The organism is Corynebacterium sp. P4-C1 (assembly GCF_030503595.1).
Classification (GTDB): Bacteria; Actinomycetota; Actinomycetes; order Mycobacteriales; family Mycobacteriaceae; genus Corynebacterium.
In genome coordinates, this window is sequence record NZ_CP129966.1 from 1,154,546 (window position 1) to 1,172,213 (window position 17,668).

Consider the following 17,668-nt stretch of genomic DNA (forward strand, 5'->3'; position numbering starts at 1 on the left):
GTGCGCTCCCTACCCGCGGATGATGCCCAGGACCTCGTCCACGAGTGCGTCGACCTCGTCCTGGGTCTCCGCCTCGACGTTGAGGCGGAGCAACGGCTCGGTGTTGGAGGCGCGGACGTTGAACCACGCCTTGGTGCCCTTCAGGGAGACGGTCACGCCGTCGAGGCGGTCGACGCTCTCCGTGCGGTCGGCGAAGGCCTCGACGACCTTCTCCATCGTCGCCTTCTGGTCGGCGACCTCGGAGTTGACCTCGCCGGAGGCGGCGTAGCGGTTGTACTGCGCCATCAGCTCGCTCAGCGGTTTGTCCTGCTCGGCGAGGGCCGCGAGCACGTGCAGTGCGGCGACCATGCCGGAGTCCGCGTTGAAGAACTCGGCGAAGTAGTAGTGCGCGGAGTGCTCGCCACCGAACAGCGCGCCCTTGTCCGCCATCTCCGCCTTGATGTAGGAGTGGCCGACGCGGGTACGCACCGCGGTGCCGCCGTGCTGGGCGATCAGCTCCGGAACGGCCTGAGAAGTGATCGCGTTGTAGATGATCGTCGCGCCCGGCGAGGACTCCAGCGTGCGCTCAGCCACCAGCGCGGTGATCGCCGACGGGGAGACCGGGTCGCCGTTCTCGTCGACGACGAAGCAGCGGTCCGCGTCGCCGTCGAAGGCGAGGCCGATGTCCGCATTCTGCTTGACGACGAAGTCCTGCAGGTCCACCAGGTTCTTCGGGTCCAGCGGGTTGGCCTCGTGGTTCGGGAACGTCCCGTCGAGCTCGAAGTAGAGCGGACGGACATCTAGGTTGTCCTCCTCACCCAGCACGGCCGGGACAGTGTGGCCGGCCATGCCGTTGGCGGCGTCGACCGCCACCACCAGTGCGCGGTCGGAGGGGACCGGGACGAGCTCGCGCAGGAAGTTCGCGTAGTCGCCCAGAATGTCGCGCTGGCTCACCGAGCCCGGCTCGCCGTCGAAGGCCGGCACGCCGTCGATAAGCATGTCGGTGATCTCCGCCAAGCCGCTGTCCTGGGAGACCGGGGTAGCGCCGGTCCGGCACAGCTTGATGCCGTTGTACTGGGCCGGGTTGTGGGACGCGGTGAACATTGCGCCCGCGCAGCCGATCACGCCGGCGGCGAAATACAGCTCGTCGGTGGATGTCAGGCCGAGCTCGATCACGTCCACGCCCTGGCTGACCACGCCGCGGCCGAATGCGGCGGCGAGCGCCGGGGAGGACGGGCGCATGTCGTGGCCCACAGCGACGGTGGTCTCCCCTTCCCCGCGCAGGATGGAGGCGAATGCGGCGCCGGCATCGAAGACGAAGTCCTCGTCGACAGTGGCCTTGTCCGCCGGTTCGACGACCCCGCGGATGTCGTAGGCCTTGATCGCGGCCTCCACATCCTCGCGTGAGCGTGTGCGGGTGTTGGTGGGCTGTGACGCTTGTTCAGTCATGCCAACCGATCTTAAACGTCCTCGTGACCCAAAGGGCCGCACCCGCGAACGCTGACAGCGATCACTTAAAGGCGCTTCAGGATCCAGCGTGAGTACCCAGCGTCAGGACTCAGCACCCTGTTCGGTGTCCGGTTCGGTGTCCGGATCCGGCACGACGCTCAGGTGGGCGCGGCGGGCCGCCTTATGCTCGGCGAGGTGCTCGCCGACGCGCTTGGTGCGGTAGACGGGGTGGTTGGACGTGTCCGGGTTGGTGAAGTCGCGCTCGTTGTCGAATTCGATGGGGTCCTGGGTTGTGTCCACCAGGCCCGTGGTCACGCGCCCTGCCTCGCTGACGGCCTGCGCCAGGGCGGTGATCTCCTCTTCGTCGGACAGCTCGATGTTGTCGATGCGCACCATCTCCCACCCGACTGGTGCGGTGATGTGCTCGGAGTGCCGCTGGCACAGGTCCCAGGCGTGCGGGTCCGGCGACGGTGCGAGCGGGCCGACGATGGCGGTTTTTTCGGAGTACGCGTAGACGAGCGTGGCGATGGCGGGGCGGCCACAGCCGGGGCGACAGCAACGACGGAAGGTACTCACGGGGCAATAGTCTAAACCCAAGGTTTAAATTTTGGCTCGCGACGCGCGGCGCGTCCCCGCTCACCCGCACGGCGCGCAGTCCTACATTGATAGCTATGAACGACGCGACGACGAACGCCGACCACGCACGACTGCCGCTGCGCCGCGACCGCCACGGCCGCGGTGTGCGCGGCCCCGTCATGCCGGTGGCCGTGCCCCGCTACCGCAGCCGCTCCATGGACTTCGACCGGGCAGTGCTCGACGCGTACGCCCCTCTGCACAACCGCTTCTTGCACCAGCTCGCTGGCGTGGACCTGGCGGTAGACACGATTCCGCGCATGCGGTTGAGTTCCGACATGATCATGCCGGATGAGATCTTCGCCGACGGCCCCGTCCCCCTAGGCCGCGTGCTTCAGGCGGGCGTGGACCGCGCCGGAAACCCGACCCGCGCACGCATCGTGGTTTTCCGGATGCCGGTCGAGCAGCGCGCTGTCAACGCAGTCGAGCGCGCAGAATTACTCACCATGGTGCTCACGGCACTCGTGGCGCATTATCTGAATCTGGATCCGCGGGATATCGACCCGAGCTTCCAGTACTGATCCGCGCTCTCCGCCCCCGCTGAGCGTTAGCCGATCTGCTTGCGCAGGCGGCGGCGCTCACGGTCGGAGAGACCGCCCCAAATGCCGAATCGCTCATCGTGCTCGAGCGCGTACTCCAAGCATTCATCGCGCACTGCGCAGGCCTGGCAGATGCGCTTCGCCTCGCGCGTGGAGCCACCCTTCTCGGGGAAGAATGCCTCCGGATCGGTCTGAGCGCACAGGGCTTGGTCCTGCCACTCCTGCTCGACGGTGCCGAACAGTTCGTCGAGGGTCATTCCGCCCGCAGCCGCGCCGCGGAGAGTGGCGCCTGAAACCATGTCTTCCACGCCGTCCCCTTCCTGAGTCTTGTTTGTCGCCGTTTTGCTGTCGTGGCACCTATTGCCAATGCCCGCCAAAGTTCAATGCCGTCAGCACCGCACCTCGTGGCCGCCGCTGATTACACTAATGTGATTCAACCCTCGCGCACTAAATAGCGTCAACACGAAGCGGGACAAAACAATCGCTTCGCTGGGCATTAATGCGGGTTTCGGCCGTCACTCGCAACATGAGTCACACGAGTCACAACACAACCGTAGCGGGGGTAGCCAGCGGGGGTACTACATGTAGTAGCGACCGTTTCGGGTGGCAACTAATCCCCTGGTTCCCCGGCGTGTCGCTACGCGTCGGGCGAAAAACGCACTCCCAGATCCGGGATATCCACGCCCGGCCACACACGCATCCCGCCCTGTAGCTCGCAGCGTGCGCCGATGCTCACGCCGTCGCCGATCACGCAGTCCTGGATGCGGGCATTCGCACCGATGCGGGTGCCGGAGGCGATGATGGAATCGCGGATCATCGCCCCCGGCTCGATGGTCACGCCGTCGAAGACCACACAGTCGTCGAGGCGGCAGCCGGCACCGATCGTGGACCCGCGGCCCACAGAAGTGCCGCCGACCAAGATGGCCCCGCCGGCGACGCCGGCGGATTCGTCGATAAGCGCCTCGCCCGTGCGCCCCTCCAACAGCGGGGACGGCGCAATGCCGCGGACGAGGTCCGAGGAGCCCTGCACGAAATCGGACGGGCGGCCCATGTCGCGCCAGTAGCTCGTGTCCACGTGGCCGTAAACGCGGGCGCCGGACTTGAGCAGGCCAGGGAAGGTCTCGCGCTCGACGGAGACAACCCGGCCGGCCGGGATCGAACGGATCACGTCACGCTCGAAGACGTAGCAGCCAGCGTTGATCTGGTCGGTCGGCGGCGCCTCCGTCTTCTCCAGGAAGGCCTCGACGCGGCCGTCGGCGGCAGTGGGCACAGAACCGAACTGGCTCGGATCCGGCACGCGCACCAAATGCAGCGTCACGTCCGCCTCGTTGTGCTGGTGCGTTTCCAGGATCCCGCCCAGGTCCGCGCCGGAGAGCACGTCGCCGTTGAAGATCATGGCGGTGTCGTAGCGCAGGTGGGACTCCACGTTGCGGATCGCGCCGCCGGTGCCCAGGGCCTCTTCCTCAACGACGTACTCGATCTCCAGGCCCATCTCGGAGCCGTCGCCGAAGTATTCCTCGAAGACCTCCGCCTTGTACGAGGTGCCCATGACCACGTGCCGGATCCCCGCGGCCTTGATGCGCGCCAGCAGGTGAGCCAGGAACGGGTAGCCGGCGGTGGGCAGCATCGGCTTCGGCGTGGACACCGTCAGCGGGCGCAGCCTTGTCCCCTGCCCGCCCACGAGCACAACAGCGTCGATCTGAGAGGGGTCTACCGTGGATGGCTGAGATGCCATGATGGCGTGGCCTTTCTGTCAGCGGTTGAAAGTGTTCGCGCCTTAACCTAACCCCTCACGCGCGACTAGGCGGGCTTTGACGGGGCATGGGCGGCTGGGGCGTGTCGTAGAACTTCCCCGGAATTCACAGTTTCGTCAGCCGCACGCCCGGGCGATCACCGCGCGGGCTTTGAGTCCCAGCCACAAAACGGCGCGGATGGGGGTCTGCCACAGGTGCGGGTGGCGGTCAGCCTGGAAACGGTAGGCGGAATGGTGGTGCGCAGGCACGGTCACGCGCGAGTGCTTTTTGGCGGAGTGGCCCTGGTCGTGGAAGATCACGGAATCTGGGCAGAAGATGTTGTCCCAGCCGGCACGGGAGAGACGGTCGCCGAAGTCGATGTCCTCGAAGTACATGAAGTAGCGCTCGTCGAATCCGCCGATGGCATCGAAGGCATCCCAGCGCACAAGCAGGCAGGAGCCGGACAACCAGCCCGCAGGGCGCACGGTAGCGAGGTTCTCCCCGGCCTTGTACGCCTTACTGAAGGGGTTGCCCGGCCACACCGGGTAGAGCACTGCATGCCCGATGCCGGTGACGAGCGTGGGCACTTCCCGCGCGGACGGGTACGCGGTGCCGTCGAGCTCCTCGATCCGCGGGCCGACGGCACCGGCGCGCGGGTGACCGGCGGCGCAGTCCAGCAGGGCATCGAGGGAGCCCGGGCTGAATTCCACGTCGGGGTTGACGATGAGGAAGTACTCGTCGTCGATCTCCCCTGCGCGACGCGCGGCGGCCAGATGCCGGGCGGCGGCATTGATCGCCGCACCGTAGCCGATGTTCCCACCGGTGGGCATGAACTCCACATCCCCGCGCCGGGCGGCCATCGCCTGCGGCACGCCGTCGGTGGAGCCGTTGTCCGCGCAGATCATCAGCGTGTCGCGCGCGGTCGCGCCGCCGAGCGTATCGACGAGCCCCGCCAGGTGCTTCCCCGGCGAGAACGTCACGGTGACCACAGCCAACGGGGCATCATTCCCCGCCGCCGCGGAGTCTCGTCCAAAAGTCGTACTCACAGTATGGCAGCTTACCGCCGTCCCGCGCTGCTGGATCCCGGCGCGCGCGGGGTCGTGCACTATACTTTCCACCTAATGTGAACGTTTCTCCGCGCGCTGTTCCTGCCGGGCCGCCAGCGCGGCAGTGTGCGCCCGCGCGCCGGAGAACAAAGCGGACGATCAAAAGGGGCAGTTTTCCGTGAGCGAGAAATACCGGCCGGTGCGCGATATCCAGCCGGCCCCGTCGCGTGTGCGGGACATCAGCCAGTCCGGGCACCCGGCGTTGAAGACGACCCTGGCAGTCCTGTCCGCCCTGGTGATCCTCATCTCCGGCCTGGGCTACTACTCCGTGGGCCGGCTCGGCGGGAACCTCTCTTCGTCCGATCTGTCCCTGTCCGACGACGAGCTCGACGGCTCGGACGGTGCGGTGGATATCCTCCTCGTCGGCTCCGATTCGCGCACGGATGCCCAAGGAAACCCGCTGAGCGAGGACGAGTTGGCGCGCCTGAACGCCGGGGAGGCCGACGGCGAGCTGAACACGGACACCATCATGGTCATCCGCGTGCCCAACGACGGCTCCCGGGCCACCGCCGTGTCCATCCCGCGCGACACATACATCCACGATTCGACGTACGGCAACACGAAGATCAACGGCGTGTACGGCCAGTACGCGAATGCCAAGCGCAAAGAGCTTCTCGCCGACGGGGAGAAGGAAGGCAAGGAGCTCGAGGAGAAAGTCGCCCAAGCCGCGCAGCAGGGGCTTATCGACGCCGTCGCCGACCTCACCGGCGTCGAAGTCGACCACTATGCGCAGGTCGGTCTCCTCGGCTTCGTCCTTCTGACCGACGCTGTGGGCGGCGTGGAGGTCTGCCTCAACGCGGAAGTCGACGAGCCGCTCTCCGGCGCGAAATTCCCGGCTGGCCGCTCGACCCTGGACGGTACCCAGGCTCTGGCGTTCGTCCGCCAGCGCCACGATTTGCCCCGCGGTGACCTGGACCGCATCGTGCGCCAGCAGGTCTTCATGGCCTCCCTGGTCAATGAGGCGATCTCGGCCGGCACCCTGTCTAACCCGGCGAAGCTGCGCGAGCTGTCCAACGCGGTGGAGCGCTCCGTCAACGTCGATTCCGGCTGGAACGTCATGGCTCTGCTCAGCCAGATGTCCGACTTGGCGGCCGGCAACGTCTCCTTCTCCACCATCCCGGTCACCTCCGTCAACGGTGTGGGCGACTACGGCGAATCCATCATCACCGTCGACCCGCAGCAGGTCCACGACTTCATGGACGAACTCGCCCGCGAGCAGCAGCAGGCCGAAGGCGAGAACCCCGGTGCCAAGAACACTGACGCCGACAACCCCGGGGGCTCCGGCGACCCCGTTGACGCAGCCATCCCGGCTGAGTTGTCCAGCACAACCCTCACCGTGCTCAACGCCGGCAGCAGCGCCGGCATGGCCGGTGCCGTCTCCGAGTTCCTCAAAGAAAAGCAGCTCACCATTGAGAGCGTGGGCAACTCCACCCCGGGTGTCTACGATTCCTCGCAAGTTGTCGCCGCCTCCGCCGACGACCCGGCCGCCACGGCCTTAGCGGAGCTGCTCGGCGGCCTGCCCGTGACCGTCAACGAGTCGCTCGAACCCGGCTCCCTGATCGTTGTCACCGCGGACGACTACACCGGCCCCGGCGCCGATGAGGCACCCCAGGATGTCACGCAGGAGGACACCGTGGGCACCCCGGGCGAGGACTTCGGCGCCGCCGAGGTCGGCCCCGAGTTCAACGCCGGCGGTTCCGGCCCCCGCTGCGTGAACTAGCTGAACTAGCCGCGCTCCCTTCCCGGCCGAAAACCCGCCCGCCGGGTTTTCCCTACCATGGGGCGCTATGAGCTTGCTCGCCCCGATCCTGTCCACCGACCCTGCCAGCCCGCGCTTGACCGTCTACGACGAGTCCGCCGGAACGCGCATGGAATTCTCCGGTGTGACACTGGATAACTGGGCCAACAAGATCGCCAATATGCTCGTCGAGGAATTCGAGCTCGACGACCCTGCCGCCGCGCCGCGCATCGTGGTGGACCTCCCCCTGTCCTGGCAGGCGGCGGTGCTGCCCATCGGCATCTACAACGCCGGCCTCACCTTCAACACGAAGGAGTCCGCGGACAACGGCAACGACCCGCAGCTGGTCTTCACCAGCGTTGACGAGGTGGGCAACTGGCCGAGGTCCGCAGATGTCGTGGCGGTCTCGGACGACCCGTTCGGCCGTGGTGTGACGGAGACCGGCGGCACGCTGCCGCCCGGCGTGGTCGACTTCGGCCCCACCGTCCGCTTCTACGGCGACCAGTACTACGGCCAGTCCCCCGACCTCGCCGACTGGGCTGCTGCGCCAGGCACGAGCACCAGCGCCAATGCCAGCACCAGCAAAACAGCCGAGCGCATTCTCATTCCGGGTTGGCGCACGCGCGAGGATTTCGACACCACCGTAATGGCCACCCTCGCCGCGGGCGGTTCCGTGGTCGTCATCGCGGGGGTCGCCTCCGCCGAGCGCATCAGGCAGATCGCCGAGGCGGAGAAGGTGACCAAACGGTTGGCCTAGCGGCCAAACCACCGGCGCACGAGCTTGCGCCACACGACACGCGCCGCGGAGTGCGGCACCGCAACGACCTCCCGGGCGTAGTTCTTCAACCGCGATTTCTTCGGGGTCGGTGCGGCCACGACCGTGACGGGCACACCCAGGTGCGCCGCCCACACTTTGGTGCGCGCAACGTGGAAGCCGTTGGTGACCACGGTCAACCGTGCCACTGACGGGAACAGCGCGCGGGAATTCTCCAGGTTCTCGTTCGTCGACGTCGCCCGGGGCTCCTCCACGATCCGGGAGGCCGGCACACCACGCTCAATGAGCCACCGCGCCATCACGTCCGACTCTCCCTGCCCCGTCACCACGACGGGGGCCTGCGGGTGGCGGTGCGCCAGTGCCAGTGCCGTCGTCAAGCGTGCTTCGAGCATGCGCGACGGGCGGCCGTCGATAATGCGTGCCCCGAGCACCACCACGGGGCTGGGGCTGCTACTCACCGCCGCCGAGCAGGCGCTCGCGCAGCGCCTCATCCTTGCGCTCGACCTCTCGGGCCATGTTCTCCTGGTAGTCGACCATGCGGCGCTGGATCTCCGGTTCGGAGGAGCCGAGGATGCGCGCCGCGAGTAGGCCGGCATTCTTCGCGCCGCCGATGGACACGGTGGCCACGGGCACCCCACCCGGCATTTGCACGATGGACAGCAGCGAGTCAAGCCCGTCTAGGTCCTTCAGCGCGCGAGGAATGCCGATGACCGGCAGCGGGGTCGCCGCCGCGACCATGCCCGGCAGGTGCGCCGCGCCGCCGGCGCAGGCAATGATGACCTGCAGGCCACGCCCGTGCGCGCCTTTGGCGTACGCGAGCATCTTCTCCGGGGTGCGGTGCGCCGAGACCACCCCGACCTCGAAGCGGATGCCGAACTCGGCGAGAATCTCCGCCGCCGGTGCGACAGTGTCCCAGTCCGAGTCGGACCCCATGATGATTCCTACCTGCGGTTCCATGTGCGCTCCTTATGTGTCCTGCAATGTCCTATTCTTGCCCGCCGCCAGCACCGCCAGCAGCACCACTGCCATTGACAATGATGTCCGCCGCCGCGGTGGCGCGCTCCAGCACGGTGTCTAAGTCCGTGCCGGAGACATTGACGTGCCCCATCTTGCGGCCCGGGCGGTGGCCCTTACCGTAGAGGTGGACCTTGGCGTCCGGGTAGCGGCGCATGACCTCGACGACGCGTTCTTCCATCGGCTCCGACGGCTCGGTGTCCGCGCCCAAGGTGTTCACCATGACGGTGACTGGCGCGGTCGTGTCGACGGACCCCAGCGGCCAGTCCAAGACCGCACGGAGGTGCTGCTCGAACTGGCTGGTCACGCAACCGTTCTGCGTCCAGTGGCCCGTGTTGTGCGGGCGCATGGCGAGTTCGTTGACGATCACGCTCTTTTCCTCATCCGCGCACTCGAAAAGCTCCACCGCCAGTACGCCGGTGACATCCAGCTCGGTGGCAATCTTCATGGCCAGCTCGCGGCAGTACTCGGCCTGCTCGTCGGACATGCCCGGCGCGGGCGCGATCGCTTCAACGCAGATGCCGTCGCGTTGGCGGGACTCCACGACCGGCCAGGCGCGGACCTCGCCGGACGGGGTGCGCGCGACCATGGCGGAGAGCTCGCGGCCGAAATCGACCTTGCGCTCGGCGTACAGCGGGGTGCCGTTCCCCAGGAGCTCCGCTACGAGCTCTTCCGCTTCCTCGCGCGTGCCCGGGAACCACACACCGTGGCCGTCGTAGCCGCCGCGGGTGGCCTTCAGGCACATCTCGCCGTCGACGGAATCGAAGAACTCACCGGCGTCGGTGGCTGACTCGATCGGCGCGAATTCGGGCACCGGCGCACCGATCTCCTTCATTTTGCGGCGCTGGGCCAGCTTGTCCTGCGCGTAGATCAGCGCGCGCGGCTGCGGCTGCACGCTCACGCCGGCGGCGATCAGCTCATCGAGGTACTCGTTAGGCACGTGCTCGTGGTCGAAGGTGGCTGCCGCGGCCCCCTCCACGACCGCCTTCAGGTCGTCCAGATCGGTGTAGTCGCCGATGCGCACGTCGCCGAAGACCTGCGCCGCCGACGCGTCCTCGGATCCCGCCAGCACGCGCGGCGCGAGCCCGAGCTCGATCGCCTCCGTGTGCATCATGCGGGCCAGCTGGCCGTCTCCGATCACCGCGATGATCGGCATTCCCTGGGCATCTCTTTGTGCGTTACTCACGGTTGCCCACTGTAGTGAACAAGCAGGCACGCCCCACCATTAGCCGTCACAGTCCCCGCCCGCGCCGCACTCCGCCGCAGCAGCGCCTGCCGCACGTCGCTTATCGACGCCCCGCCGCACGTGCCCGGGCACCGGAGATAGCTACCATCGGCCACATGAACGCTTTCAGCCGCCACACCGTTTTCCAGAATTCGCTGATGTCCGCGCTACTCGACGGAATCTACGACGGGGAGATGACCATCGGGCAGATCCTGTCCAAGGGCAATTTCGGCCTGGGCACCTTCGACGGACTGGACGGGGAGATGATCATTCTTGACGGCACCTGCTACCAGCTGCGTAGCGACGGCACCGCGACCATCGCCGACCTGGAGCAGAAAAGCCCGTTCGCGCAGGTGACCAACTTCGTGCCGAAGATCGTGGAGCCAGCCCCGAAGGGCATGAAACGCGCTGAGCTGTCCAAATTCATCGACGACCTGGAGCCTTCGGGCAACTACTTCCACGCGGTGCGCATCACGGGCACGTTCAGCAGCGTTGTCACCCGCACGGTGACGAAGCAATCCAAGCCGTACCCGCCGATGCGTGACGCGGTGGGCGACGACAAGGAGATCACATTCAATGACGTCCGCGGCATCATCGGGGGCTTCCGCACCCCGAAGTACGCGAAGGGCATCGGCATCCCGGGCTGCCACGTGCATTTCATCGACGAGGAGCGCACGTCGGGCGGCCACGTGCTCGACTACACGGTCGACGACGCGGTGATCGAGCTGTGCCCCGGCACCGACATGGAGCTGCACCTGCCGCTCACCGCTGACTTCGCCGCAGGCAACCTCTCCCCGGACGATATCGACGAGCAGATTCACACCACAGAGGTGAAGAGCTGACGTCCGCCCGCCCGCACCAAGCCACAAGGAGCACAATGAGTTCAAACACAGACATCACCGCTTTCTCCACACGCATGCTCGTCAGCGCTTTGGACACGTTGCAGATCGCTGCCGCGGAGGACAACGGCGACTGGGGCGCGGACTTTCCGCAAGGCACCGTCTTCTTCGTTCCCGACGGCGACTACTTCACCATCCGCATCCAGTCCCACATGACAGTCGCCGACGACGCCATGCCGGCAGCCATGATCGCCATTAACGCGATGAACGACAACCTCGCCTTCGGCAAAGTAGTACCCAACGTCATCGAGGATCGCCCGACAGTCGTTTTCCGCAACCATTTCAACTTCACCCAGGGCGTGTCCCAATCACAGCTAGACACGCTTATCGACGCAAGCTTGCAGGTCGGCTTCAACGCCCTCGACCAGATCGAATCACTGCTTAAAGGAACGGAGTAGAGCCATGGGATTGTTCGGAAAGAAGAAACCGGTACTGCGCGAAGCTTCCGTCGAATCCATCGGGGAAGCGCTTTCCGCGCTGGGCTTCAGCTGCTCGCCGCTGTCCACCGGTGGCCTGCTGACCGAGGTGAACGGGGTTCCGGTCTACATCGTGGACCAGGACCAGAACATCGGGATCGGCGGGATGATCCAGGCGCGCCAGTCCGCAGGGGAGGACCTCAACTGGATAAGCGACTTCAACAACCGTGCGCTGTGGCCGGTGGTCTTCCGCGCGGAGCAGCCGGGCGGGACCGTCATCAACGCCGAGCACCGGATCATTAAAGGGGTTGAGTACTCCGATGCGCAGCTGCGCGACGAGGCCGAGCTCGGGGCCACGCTCGTCGCGGAGACCCTGCTGCGCTACAGCGAGGAGCACCCGCAGTAACAGAGGTGCCGCTATGACAGCGGTGCCGCTACCGCAGCTGCTCGACGATCAGGGCCTCCACGCGCCGCGCCCTGCCCACGTTGGGGAAATGCACGGGCTCGCCGTAGCCCAGGATGCCGATGTCGATGCCGCCGCGGCGCCGGCGCACGTTGCGGATCTGCATGAGCGGGATGGATTCTGTGCGCCCGCGGCCGCCGGGGAGATACATGACGCGCTTGTTGGTCACCACGAAGCGCTGGCGTTGTTGGCGGATGAGCGGCCAGAAGAAGCGCCAGATGACGATGAGGAACCAGATGCCCACGACGGCGTTGCGGATGCCTGCGTCGACGGCGGCGGCATCCATCCACCCGATGAGCATCCAGGACAGGGCGGTCGCGATGATCAGCTCGAGGAAGGGATAGATCGCGCCGCGCAGCGGCGGCGCCATGTCCGCCAGGACGACTTCTCCCCTACCGAGCTTGATCTTTGCCACGGGCCAAACATTAATCGGTGGGGCGCAGGTGCGTCACGTCGCCAGTCGAGTAGCTGGTTCCGTCGACGACGATCGCGCCGTGCTTGTCGACGTCCCCCGCCACCCCCTCAACGATCCCGTCCACCGTGTCCAGGCGCACCGTCTGACCGATGGTGGCCGACACAGCGCGGTAGTCGTCGAGAAGCGCTTCGTCCCGGTCGCGCCACTGCGCAAGGCGTGTGCCGAGCGCACCCAGCAGGTCGACGGCGAATTCGTCCCAGTCGACGTCCACGCCCTCAAGGTTGAGCGCCGTGGACCAATCCGTGGGCAGGTCTTCTGCCCGCCAGGCGATGTTCACTCCCATGCCCACAACGAGCAGCGGCGGGGTGGCCTGGGTGTCGATCTCCCCGAGGATCCCGACGAATTTCTTGCCGTTCAGGAGCACGTCGTTGGGCCATTTCAGCTGCGCGGTGGGCACCACATCCGTCACGGCCAGGCCCGCGGCCAGCGACACCAAGCCGAGATCGTCCGTGTGCGTGAGTTCCACGGCGACGCTCATGAGCAGGCTCGCCCCTGCGGGCGCCTCCCACACGCGCCCGAGCCGCCCCTTGCCACCGGTTTGCCGGTCGGCGATGAGCACGTGCCCCGGCGCGCCCGACGCCAGCAGCTCCGTGTTCGTCGACGTCGCCGATTCGACGAAGCGAACGTCGCTCCACCACTCGGCGATCTCGGACTGGATGCGGGCAATGTCCTGAACTGTCATGCGCACCAGAATATCGAGACATCGAACCAAGGCGTGCACCGTCACCACCGCACTCAGGAAGTTCAACGGCAACCACTACTGCACCGACTCCGCACTGCGGAGTCCCTGCGGTTTTATAAATCACCTGCGCTGAATCGAATCTCCGTTCCTCTTCTCGCAACAACGATGTCGAGGTGAAATGGGACAGCGGCTACAGAAACACCCTGCAGCCAAGGAGAATGCAATGGCCCCGCCACGCATGAGTAAAGAAGAAAAGCTCTTAGTCATCCGAGCGCTTCAAGAGTCCAACGACGTTATGGATTACCCCGGCTTCAACAATCATGCGGAACGTTACGGCCCCTATGTCGTGACCGAGTACTGGAGCCCCGTGATGGACGAGTTTCCTGGTTACCAGCTCGACGGCCCCGGCCCTGTCATTGTGGACACGCGCGACTACTCGGTGAACTTCTTCGGCTCAACCCTCGACGGACGTCCCGCATGGTTCGCAGCTGACGACTACCCGCAAGGACGCGTCAAGCTTGCCGACGAACCGATTCCGAGCCTGGCCACCGAAGATTTGCCCGACGACGATTCCTGAGCCGACTCCGCACTGCGGAGTCCCTGCGGTTTTGCATCCACTCCGCAAGAACTCCGCAGAAGCACCGCAGACACACCACCAGACCTACACTGGGCGCCATGTCGGACATGAAGCTTTTCACCATCGGGTATTCGCAGAAGAGCGCGGAAGAGTTCTTTGACCTGCTGCGCGAAAACGGTGTGAAGCGGGTGGTGGACATCCGGCGGCACAACACGAATCAGCTCGCCGGCTTCACCAAGAAAGACGATCTCGCGTGGTTCCTCGCAACCATCGCTGACATCGATTACGAGCACGTTCTGGAACTCGCACCGAGTGAGGAGCTCATGCACGCCTACCGCAAGGAGGGCCTGCCTTTCGACGAGTTCGCGGACAAGCTCCGCGCACAATTCGACGACCGGGAGATGCCCACCAAGGCCACTTTCGACCACGCGGCCTTGCTGTGCTCCGAGGCCGACCCCTCCACCTGCCACCGCATCGTGGCTGCGGAGTACCTGGCCGAAAAGTGGTCCGGGGTGGACATCGTCCGTCTCTAATGCCCCGAGCGTGTGGAAGAGTGAGTTCAAGGAACCGAGACGAGGGAAACACCCATGCCACTGCCCGACCTGACAGACGAAGAAAAACAGGCCATCATTCAGGCGCTCCAAGAAGCGAATGTCAATTGGCCTGGCTTCCTGCCTGAGGCGCAGTGGTAGAAGGACTTTCTCGTCGTCGGCTACTGGTGCCCGGAGTTCGACACTGAACCCGAGTTCGTAGTCCTCGGCCACGGCCCCGCGATCGTGGATACCCGCGACAACTCCGTTGAGTTCTATGGATCAGCCCCAGTCGGATGGACTGATGTGGTGTTCGCCGACGATTTCCCCCACGGGGTCATTCAACTCTCCGACAAGCCGGTCCCGGGATACCCGAAGATCAAAAGGGAGCCGCACCCTTCAGAGGAGATCCGCGCAACGCCGAGGAATACCTGGCAGGGATTGCGTCGGCAGGGAAACTAGTCGTTCCCGAGCACGTCATCAACGAGTGCGCGGACTCTCGCGTCAATGTCATCGCGCACCAAACGCATGCGCTCCATGCCCTCGATGCCGCGTGTCGACGGCTCGTCCGTCACCCACCGCTCGAGAGTCCCGCGCGCATCGTCGGGAAGCTCCAACTGCGCCTCCTCACCGATGACCACCACGCGGTCTGCGGCGCGCAGGAGCTCCGGGTCGATGGCTTTCGGGTGGCCGCCTGACATATCCGCGCCGACTTCTTCCAGCGACGCCGCCGATTCGGCGTTGATCGACGTTCCCGGCTCGGTTCCGGCGGAGTGGATCTCGAGCTTGTCTCCCGCGTGCTTTTCCGCGAGCGCGGCAGCCATTTGGGATTTGCCGCCGTTGCGGACGCAGACGAACAGGATCTTCGGAGTAGTTGGCATCATGTGCTCCTTTTTACGCGGATACGCCTGCCAGGGACGACTGCCGTTCCGGCAGCGTCGGGTCGCCGGCGAACAACTTCGGGCCGAGGCCGCGCATGACGTAAACGAGCCCGACGAGCACCGGAATCTCGATCAACGGACCGATGGTGCCTGCGAGCGCCTGCGCCGATTCCGCGCCGAAGGTGCCGATTGCCACCGCAATCGCCAGTTCGAAATTATTGCCCGCCGCGGTGAACGCCACCGACGCGGACTGCGCGTATCCCATTCCCGATGCCTTGGACACGATCAGGCCAAGGGCGAACATGCCCACGAAGTAGATCAGCAGCGGCACCGCCACCCGCGCAACCGTCCACGGCCGGGCGATGATTTGCTCGCCCTGGAGGGAGAACAGCAGCACGATCGTGTACAGCAATCCAACCAGCGCCAATGGGGAGATCGCCGGGAGGTATTTCTCTTCGTACCAGGTACGCCCCTTGGTCTTCTCCCCGATGATGCGCGAAAGCACACCGGCAAGCAGCGGGATGCCCAGGAAGACCAGGACCGAGGACACGATGGCCCAGAAGGAGAAGTTCACCGACGTGGTGGACAACCCCAGCCAATTGGGCAGGATCTGCAGGTAGAACCAGCCCAGCACACCGAACATGAGCACCTGGAAGACCGAATTGATCGCTACGAGCACCGCCGTGGCTTCACGGTCGGCGCACGACAGGTCCGACCACACCAGCACCATGGCGATGCAGCGCGCCAGGCCCACGATGATCAGGCCGGTGCGTAGCTCCGGCTCGTCGGCGAGGAAGATCCAGGCCAGCGCGAACATCACAGCCGGGCCGACGACCCAGTTGAGGATGATAGAGACCACCATCAGCCGCTTATCGGTGGCGATCTCCTTCGTCTTGTCGTAGCGCACCTTCGCCAACGGCGGGTACATCATCACCAGCAGACCCAGCGCGATCGGCAGGGAGATCCTTCCGACCTCCATGCTCTGCAACGCACCGCTCAAGCCCGGGAACCAGTTCCCCAGCCCAAGCCCCAGCGCCATCGCCAGGATGATCCACACAGGGAGAAATCGGTCGAGAAATGACATGCGCGCAGGTTCCCGCGCGGCAACTGGGTCGGACATTGCCCACCTTTCGTATCGACGACTATCAATACGAAAGGTAATGCTATTATCGATACCTGTCAATATGAGAGAGTGAGAATCATGGTCGCCCCGAACATCCCACCAGCAGCAGATCCAACAGCGTGCTGTTCGCTGAGCGCCGGTCCACTCACCAACGAGGAAACCGACCGCTACGCCCAGCTCTTCAAGGTGCTCGCCGACCCGGCACGCCTACGTCTCCTCTCCCAGCTCGCGGAAGACGGCTGCGGCCCCATCAGCGTCTCCGAACTCGCCGAGCAATCCGGACTGAGCCAACCCACGGTCTCCCACCACCTGAAGAAGCTCACCGACGCCGGCCTACTCACCAAAACCCGACGCGGAAAAACCGTCACCCACGAGGTCTGCCCCGCACCCTTCGCGGAGCTGCGCACGGTTCTGCAGATGGACTAGCCACCCCGACGAACGATCGCATTTCCTGCCGGTTCCGGCCTAGTGGCGGCTGCGAGCTACTGATATGACTACTCCGAAACCGCAATCAGCACAGGAGCACACCGGAATGAGCTGTTTTTCCCCATCGCCATCGCAGCAATCTTCACCCTCCACCCAAGCCCTGCCCGCCGATGATGTCCGCACGAAACCGACTAGCAGGAAAAATGTTCCGCGTATCGACACTTCGTTCGACAGAAGAATTTTCGTGGTTGCCCCGCTCAATAGCGTCGTAGACGTCATCAATTCTCAACCGCTTCACGGCAGGAAGGAACTGAAGATGATCGAGTACGACTTTGTTGAAAAGGTCATGAAGACCTGAAACCCCTACACCCCGGAACATGACATCACCGACACACACGCATTCATGAACAAGGAGTGGAAAGAGCGCGCCGAGCACGGCAAGAAATGCAAGCAGGAGGAGTACGAGGCAGCCGGCATCGATTCCTGGCCGATCGCCGAAATCATTGAAGGCCCCCTCATCGAGGAGGAAGCCCGCAAGGCCACAATCGACTGGTACTTGGGCGAGTACCTCGAAGAGATCGAAAAGCGTAGCAAGGGATATAACTACCTGTACTACGCGCACCTCTGGACAATCCAGGACCCGGATGGCTGGAGGAAGACACCATGGTTGATGGAGATCAACCCCGAACTCGAAGCGGCAGTGAAGACACCTTCCCCGACGAATCGGGAGCATTCCACCTGCTCATGTCAGCGCGAATTGAACACGACCGCTACTACAGTGGCGAGATCCCCGAGATGACAGACGAATACGTCAAAGAGGTGCGGGACGAAGAGAGCCACCAGCACCGCACACGCCACAACTTCGATGACCCCGATTTTTCTCAGCTCACGGTTTAACTCAGCCCCCTCTCATCGCACAACACCGGAGACCGAACGGTCTACAGTTTGCAGGGCGCCTTGAATCTAAACCCTATCCACAAACAAGCAGCACACATAGCCTGAAAG

23 protein-coding genes are annotated in these 17,668 nt (G+C 65.0%); 11 read left to right on the top strand and 12 right to left on the bottom strand.

All coding sequences use genetic code 11. From position 1 onward, the window contains the following. Positions 1-9 precede the first annotated feature (9 nt). Together QYR03_RS05500 and QYR03_RS05505 are read right to left on the bottom strand one after the other, a co-directional pair. Positions 10-1,428 (bottom strand): phosphomannomutase/phosphoglucomutase, encoded by a 1,419-nt coding sequence (locus QYR03_RS05500; protein WP_259849674.1) that lies wholly within the window; start codon positions 1,426-1,428, stop codon positions 10-12. Between the two features lie 102 nt (positions 1,429-1,530). Beyond that, positions 1,531-2,004: a DUF3499 domain-containing protein gene (locus QYR03_RS05505; RefSeq protein WP_301713238.1), complete on the bottom strand. Its 474-nt coding sequence runs from the start codon at positions 2,002-2,004 to the stop codon at positions 1,531-1,533. 95 nt (positions 2,005-2,099) lie between these two features. Here QYR03_RS05505 and QYR03_RS05510 point away from each other — a divergent pair, with 95 nt between their 5' ends. After that, on the top strand, positions 2,100-2,582 hold the full coding sequence (locus QYR03_RS05510; RefSeq protein WP_301713237.1) for a metallopeptidase family protein: 483 nt from the start codon (positions 2,100-2,102) through the stop codon (positions 2,580-2,582). A gap of 26 nt (positions 2,583-2,608) precedes the next feature. On the opposite strand, the gene QYR03_RS05515 is transcribed toward QYR03_RS05510, so the two are convergent. The 3 genes from QYR03_RS05515 to QYR03_RS05525 all read right to left on the bottom strand — a co-directional run bounded on the left by QYR03_RS05515 (position 2,609) and on the right by QYR03_RS05525 (position 5,379). Beyond that, a complete protein-coding gene (locus tag QYR03_RS05515) occupies positions 2,609-2,908 on the bottom strand; it encodes a WhiB family transcriptional regulator (protein WP_076599791.1) in 300 nt (99 codons plus the stop codon). Positions 2,909-3,237: 329 nt separating this feature from the next. Continuing rightward, positions 3,238-4,335 carry an NDP-sugar synthase gene (locus QYR03_RS05520; protein WP_301713236.1) on the bottom strand — a complete coding sequence of 366 codons (1,098 nt, stop codon included), beginning with the start codon at positions 4,333-4,335 and terminating at the stop codon, positions 3,238-3,240. A 135-nt stretch (positions 4,336-4,470) separates the two neighbouring features. Then, complete coding sequence (locus QYR03_RS05525) at positions 4,471-5,379, bottom strand: glycosyltransferase family 2 protein (protein ID WP_301713235.1); 909 nt, start codon at positions 5,377-5,379, stop codon at positions 4,471-4,473. Between the two features lie 178 nt (positions 5,380-5,557). On the opposite strand from QYR03_RS05525, the gene QYR03_RS05530 reads away from it, so the two are divergent. Further along, positions 5,558-7,159, top strand: a complete 1,602-nt coding sequence (locus QYR03_RS05530) for an LCP family protein (protein WP_301713234.1) — start codon at positions 5,558-5,560, stop codon at positions 7,157-7,159. Positions 7,160-7,226: 67 nt separating this feature from the next. Further along, entirely contained in the window at positions 7,227-7,934 is a 708-nt protein-coding gene (locus tag QYR03_RS05535; RefSeq protein ID WP_301713233.1) for a TIGR03089 family protein, read from the top strand. On the opposite strand, the gene QYR03_RS05540 is transcribed toward QYR03_RS05535, so the two are convergent. From QYR03_RS05540 to QYR03_RS05550, 3 genes are read right to left on the bottom strand one after another with little or no spacing between them, the layout of a single operon-like run. Further along, positions 7,931-8,344, bottom strand: a complete 414-nt coding sequence (locus tag QYR03_RS05540; protein ID WP_301979007.1) for a YdcF family protein — start codon at positions 8,342-8,344, stop codon at positions 7,931-7,933. The genes QYR03_RS05535 and QYR03_RS05540 overlap by 4 nt on opposite strands. Positions 8,345-8,402: 58 nt before the next feature. Then, positions 8,403-8,909 carry a 5-(carboxyamino)imidazole ribonucleotide mutase gene (purE, locus tag QYR03_RS05545; protein WP_301713231.1) on the bottom strand — a complete coding sequence of 169 codons (507 nt, stop codon included), beginning with the start codon at positions 8,907-8,909 and terminating at the stop codon, positions 8,403-8,405. A 28-nt stretch (positions 8,910-8,937) separates the two neighbouring features. After that, a complete protein-coding gene (locus tag QYR03_RS05550; RefSeq protein ID WP_301979009.1) occupies positions 8,938-10,122 on the bottom strand; it encodes a 5-(carboxyamino)imidazole ribonucleotide synthase in 1,185 nt (394 codons plus the stop codon). Between the two features lie 185 nt (positions 10,123-10,307). On the opposite strand from QYR03_RS05550, the gene budA reads away from it, so the two are divergent. From budA to QYR03_RS05565, 3 genes are read left to right on the top strand one after another with little or no spacing between them, the layout of a single operon-like run. Further along, positions 10,308-11,033, top strand: a complete 726-nt coding sequence (gene budA / locus QYR03_RS05555) for an acetolactate decarboxylase (RefSeq protein ID WP_301713229.1) — start codon at positions 10,308-10,310, stop codon at positions 11,031-11,033. A 35-nt stretch (positions 11,034-11,068) separates the two neighbouring features. Further along, on the top strand, positions 11,069-11,488 hold the full coding sequence (locus tag QYR03_RS05560; protein ID WP_301713228.1) for a YbjN domain-containing protein: 420 nt from the start codon (positions 11,069-11,071) through the stop codon (positions 11,486-11,488). A gap of 4 nt (positions 11,489-11,492) precedes the next feature. After that, the gene (locus QYR03_RS05565) at positions 11,493-11,912 is read left to right on the top strand and encodes a hypothetical protein (RefSeq protein WP_301713227.1); all 420 of its coding nucleotides are present in this window, start codon (positions 11,493-11,495) and stop codon (positions 11,910-11,912) included. A gap of 28 nt (positions 11,913-11,940) precedes the next feature. Here QYR03_RS05565 and QYR03_RS05570 read toward each other — a convergent pair whose 3' ends face one another. After that, positions 11,941-12,384: a hypothetical protein gene (locus QYR03_RS05570; protein ID WP_301713226.1), complete on the bottom strand. Its 444-nt coding sequence runs from the start codon at positions 12,382-12,384 to the stop codon at positions 11,941-11,943. Between the two features lie 10 nt (positions 12,385-12,394). Then, positions 12,395-13,126, bottom strand: coding sequence for a biotin--[acetyl-CoA-carboxylase] ligase (locus tag QYR03_RS05575; protein WP_301713225.1), 732 nt, complete (start codon positions 13,124-13,126; stop codon positions 12,395-12,397). A gap of 223 nt (positions 13,127-13,349) precedes the next feature. On the opposite strand from QYR03_RS05575, the gene QYR03_RS05580 reads away from it, so the two are divergent. After that, positions 13,350-13,703: a hypothetical protein gene (locus QYR03_RS05580; protein ID WP_301713224.1), complete on the top strand. Its 354-nt coding sequence runs from the start codon at positions 13,350-13,352 to the stop codon at positions 13,701-13,703. 98 nt (positions 13,704-13,801) lie between these two features. Next, entirely contained in the window at positions 13,802-14,236 is a 435-nt protein-coding gene (locus tag QYR03_RS05585) for a DUF488 family protein (protein ID WP_301713223.1), read from the top strand. 455 nt (positions 14,237-14,691) lie between these two features. Here QYR03_RS05585 and QYR03_RS05590 read toward each other — a convergent pair whose 3' ends face one another. After that, positions 14,692-15,114 (bottom strand): low molecular weight phosphatase family protein, encoded by a 423-nt coding sequence (locus QYR03_RS05590; RefSeq protein ID WP_301713270.1) that lies wholly within the window; start codon positions 15,112-15,114, stop codon positions 14,692-14,694. Between the two features lie 13 nt (positions 15,115-15,127). After that, complete coding sequence (gene arsB, locus QYR03_RS05595; protein WP_301713222.1) at positions 15,128-16,234, bottom strand: ACR3 family arsenite efflux transporter; 1,107 nt, start codon at positions 16,232-16,234, stop codon at positions 15,128-15,130. 81 nt (positions 16,235-16,315) lie between these two features. Between arsB and QYR03_RS05600 the strand changes: the two genes are divergently transcribed. The 3 genes from QYR03_RS05600 to QYR03_RS05610 all read left to right on the top strand — a co-directional run bounded on the left by QYR03_RS05600 (position 16,316) and on the right by QYR03_RS05610 (position 17,462). Further along, entirely contained in the window at positions 16,316-16,663 is a 348-nt protein-coding gene (locus tag QYR03_RS05600) for a helix-turn-helix transcriptional regulator (RefSeq protein WP_301713221.1), read from the top strand. A 64-nt stretch (positions 16,664-16,727) separates the two neighbouring features. After that, positions 16,728-17,021 carry a hypothetical protein gene (locus QYR03_RS05605; protein ID WP_301713220.1) on the top strand — a complete coding sequence of 98 codons (294 nt, stop codon included), beginning with the start codon at positions 16,728-16,730 and terminating at the stop codon, positions 17,019-17,021. Between the two features lie 45 nt (positions 17,022-17,066). Further along, a complete protein-coding gene (locus QYR03_RS05610; protein ID WP_301713219.1) occupies positions 17,067-17,462 on the top strand; it encodes a hypothetical protein in 396 nt (131 codons plus the stop codon). Positions 17,463-17,668: the final 206 nt, after the last annotated feature.

Coding starts and splice junctions, on each gene's coding strand:
- QYR03_RS05500 (WP_259849674.1), bottom strand. CDS start 1,428: ATGACTGAACAAGCGTCACAGCCCACCAACACCCGCACACGCTCACGC.
- QYR03_RS05510 (WP_301713237.1), top strand. CDS start 2,100: ATGAACGACGCGACGACGAACGCCGACCACGCACGACTGCCGCTGCGC.
- QYR03_RS05520 (WP_301713236.1), bottom strand. CDS start 4,335: ATGGCATCTCAGCCATCCACGGTAGACCCCTCTCAGATCGACGCTGTT.
- QYR03_RS05535 (WP_301713233.1), top strand. CDS start 7,227: ATGAGCTTGCTCGCCCCGATCCTGTCCACCGACCCTGCCAGCCCGCGC.
- QYR03_RS05540 (WP_301979007.1), bottom strand. CDS start 8,344: ATGCTCGAAGCACGCTTGACGACGGCACTGGCACTGGCGCACCGCCAC.
- purE (WP_301713231.1), bottom strand. CDS start 8,909: ATGGAACCGCAGGTAGGAATCATCATGGGGTCCGACTCGGACTGGGAC.
- QYR03_RS05550 (WP_301979009.1), bottom strand. CDS start 10,122: ATGCCGATCATCGCGGTGATCGGAGACGGCCAGCTGGCCCGCATGATG.
- budA (WP_301713229.1), top strand. CDS start 10,308: ATGAACGCTTTCAGCCGCCACACCGTTTTCCAGAATTCGCTGATGTCC.
- QYR03_RS05560 (WP_301713228.1), top strand. CDS start 11,069: ATGAGTTCAAACACAGACATCACCGCTTTCTCCACACGCATGCTCGTC.
- QYR03_RS05565 (WP_301713227.1), top strand. CDS start 11,493: ATGGGATTGTTCGGAAAGAAGAAACCGGTACTGCGCGAAGCTTCCGTC.
- QYR03_RS05575 (WP_301713225.1), bottom strand. CDS start 13,126: ATGACAGTTCAGGACATTGCCCGCATCCAGTCCGAGATCGCCGAGTGG.
- QYR03_RS05580 (WP_301713224.1), top strand. CDS start 13,350: ATGGCCCCGCCACGCATGAGTAAAGAAGAAAAGCTCTTAGTCATCCGA.
- QYR03_RS05585 (WP_301713223.1), top strand. CDS start 13,802: ATGTCGGACATGAAGCTTTTCACCATCGGGTATTCGCAGAAGAGCGCG.
- QYR03_RS05590 (WP_301713270.1), bottom strand. CDS start 15,114: ATGCCAACTACTCCGAAGATCCTGTTCGTCTGCGTCCGCAACGGCGGC.
- arsB (WP_301713222.1), bottom strand. CDS start 16,234: ATGTCCGACCCAGTTGCCGCGCGGGAACCTGCGCGCATGTCATTTCTC.
- QYR03_RS05600 (WP_301713221.1), top strand. CDS start 16,316: ATGGTCGCCCCGAACATCCCACCAGCAGCAGATCCAACAGCGTGCTGT.
- QYR03_RS05605 (WP_301713220.1), top strand. CDS start 16,728: ATGACTACTCCGAAACCGCAATCAGCACAGGAGCACACCGGAATGAGC.
- QYR03_RS05610 (WP_301713219.1), top strand. CDS start 17,067: ATGAACAAGGAGTGGAAAGAGCGCGCCGAGCACGGCAAGAAATGCAAG.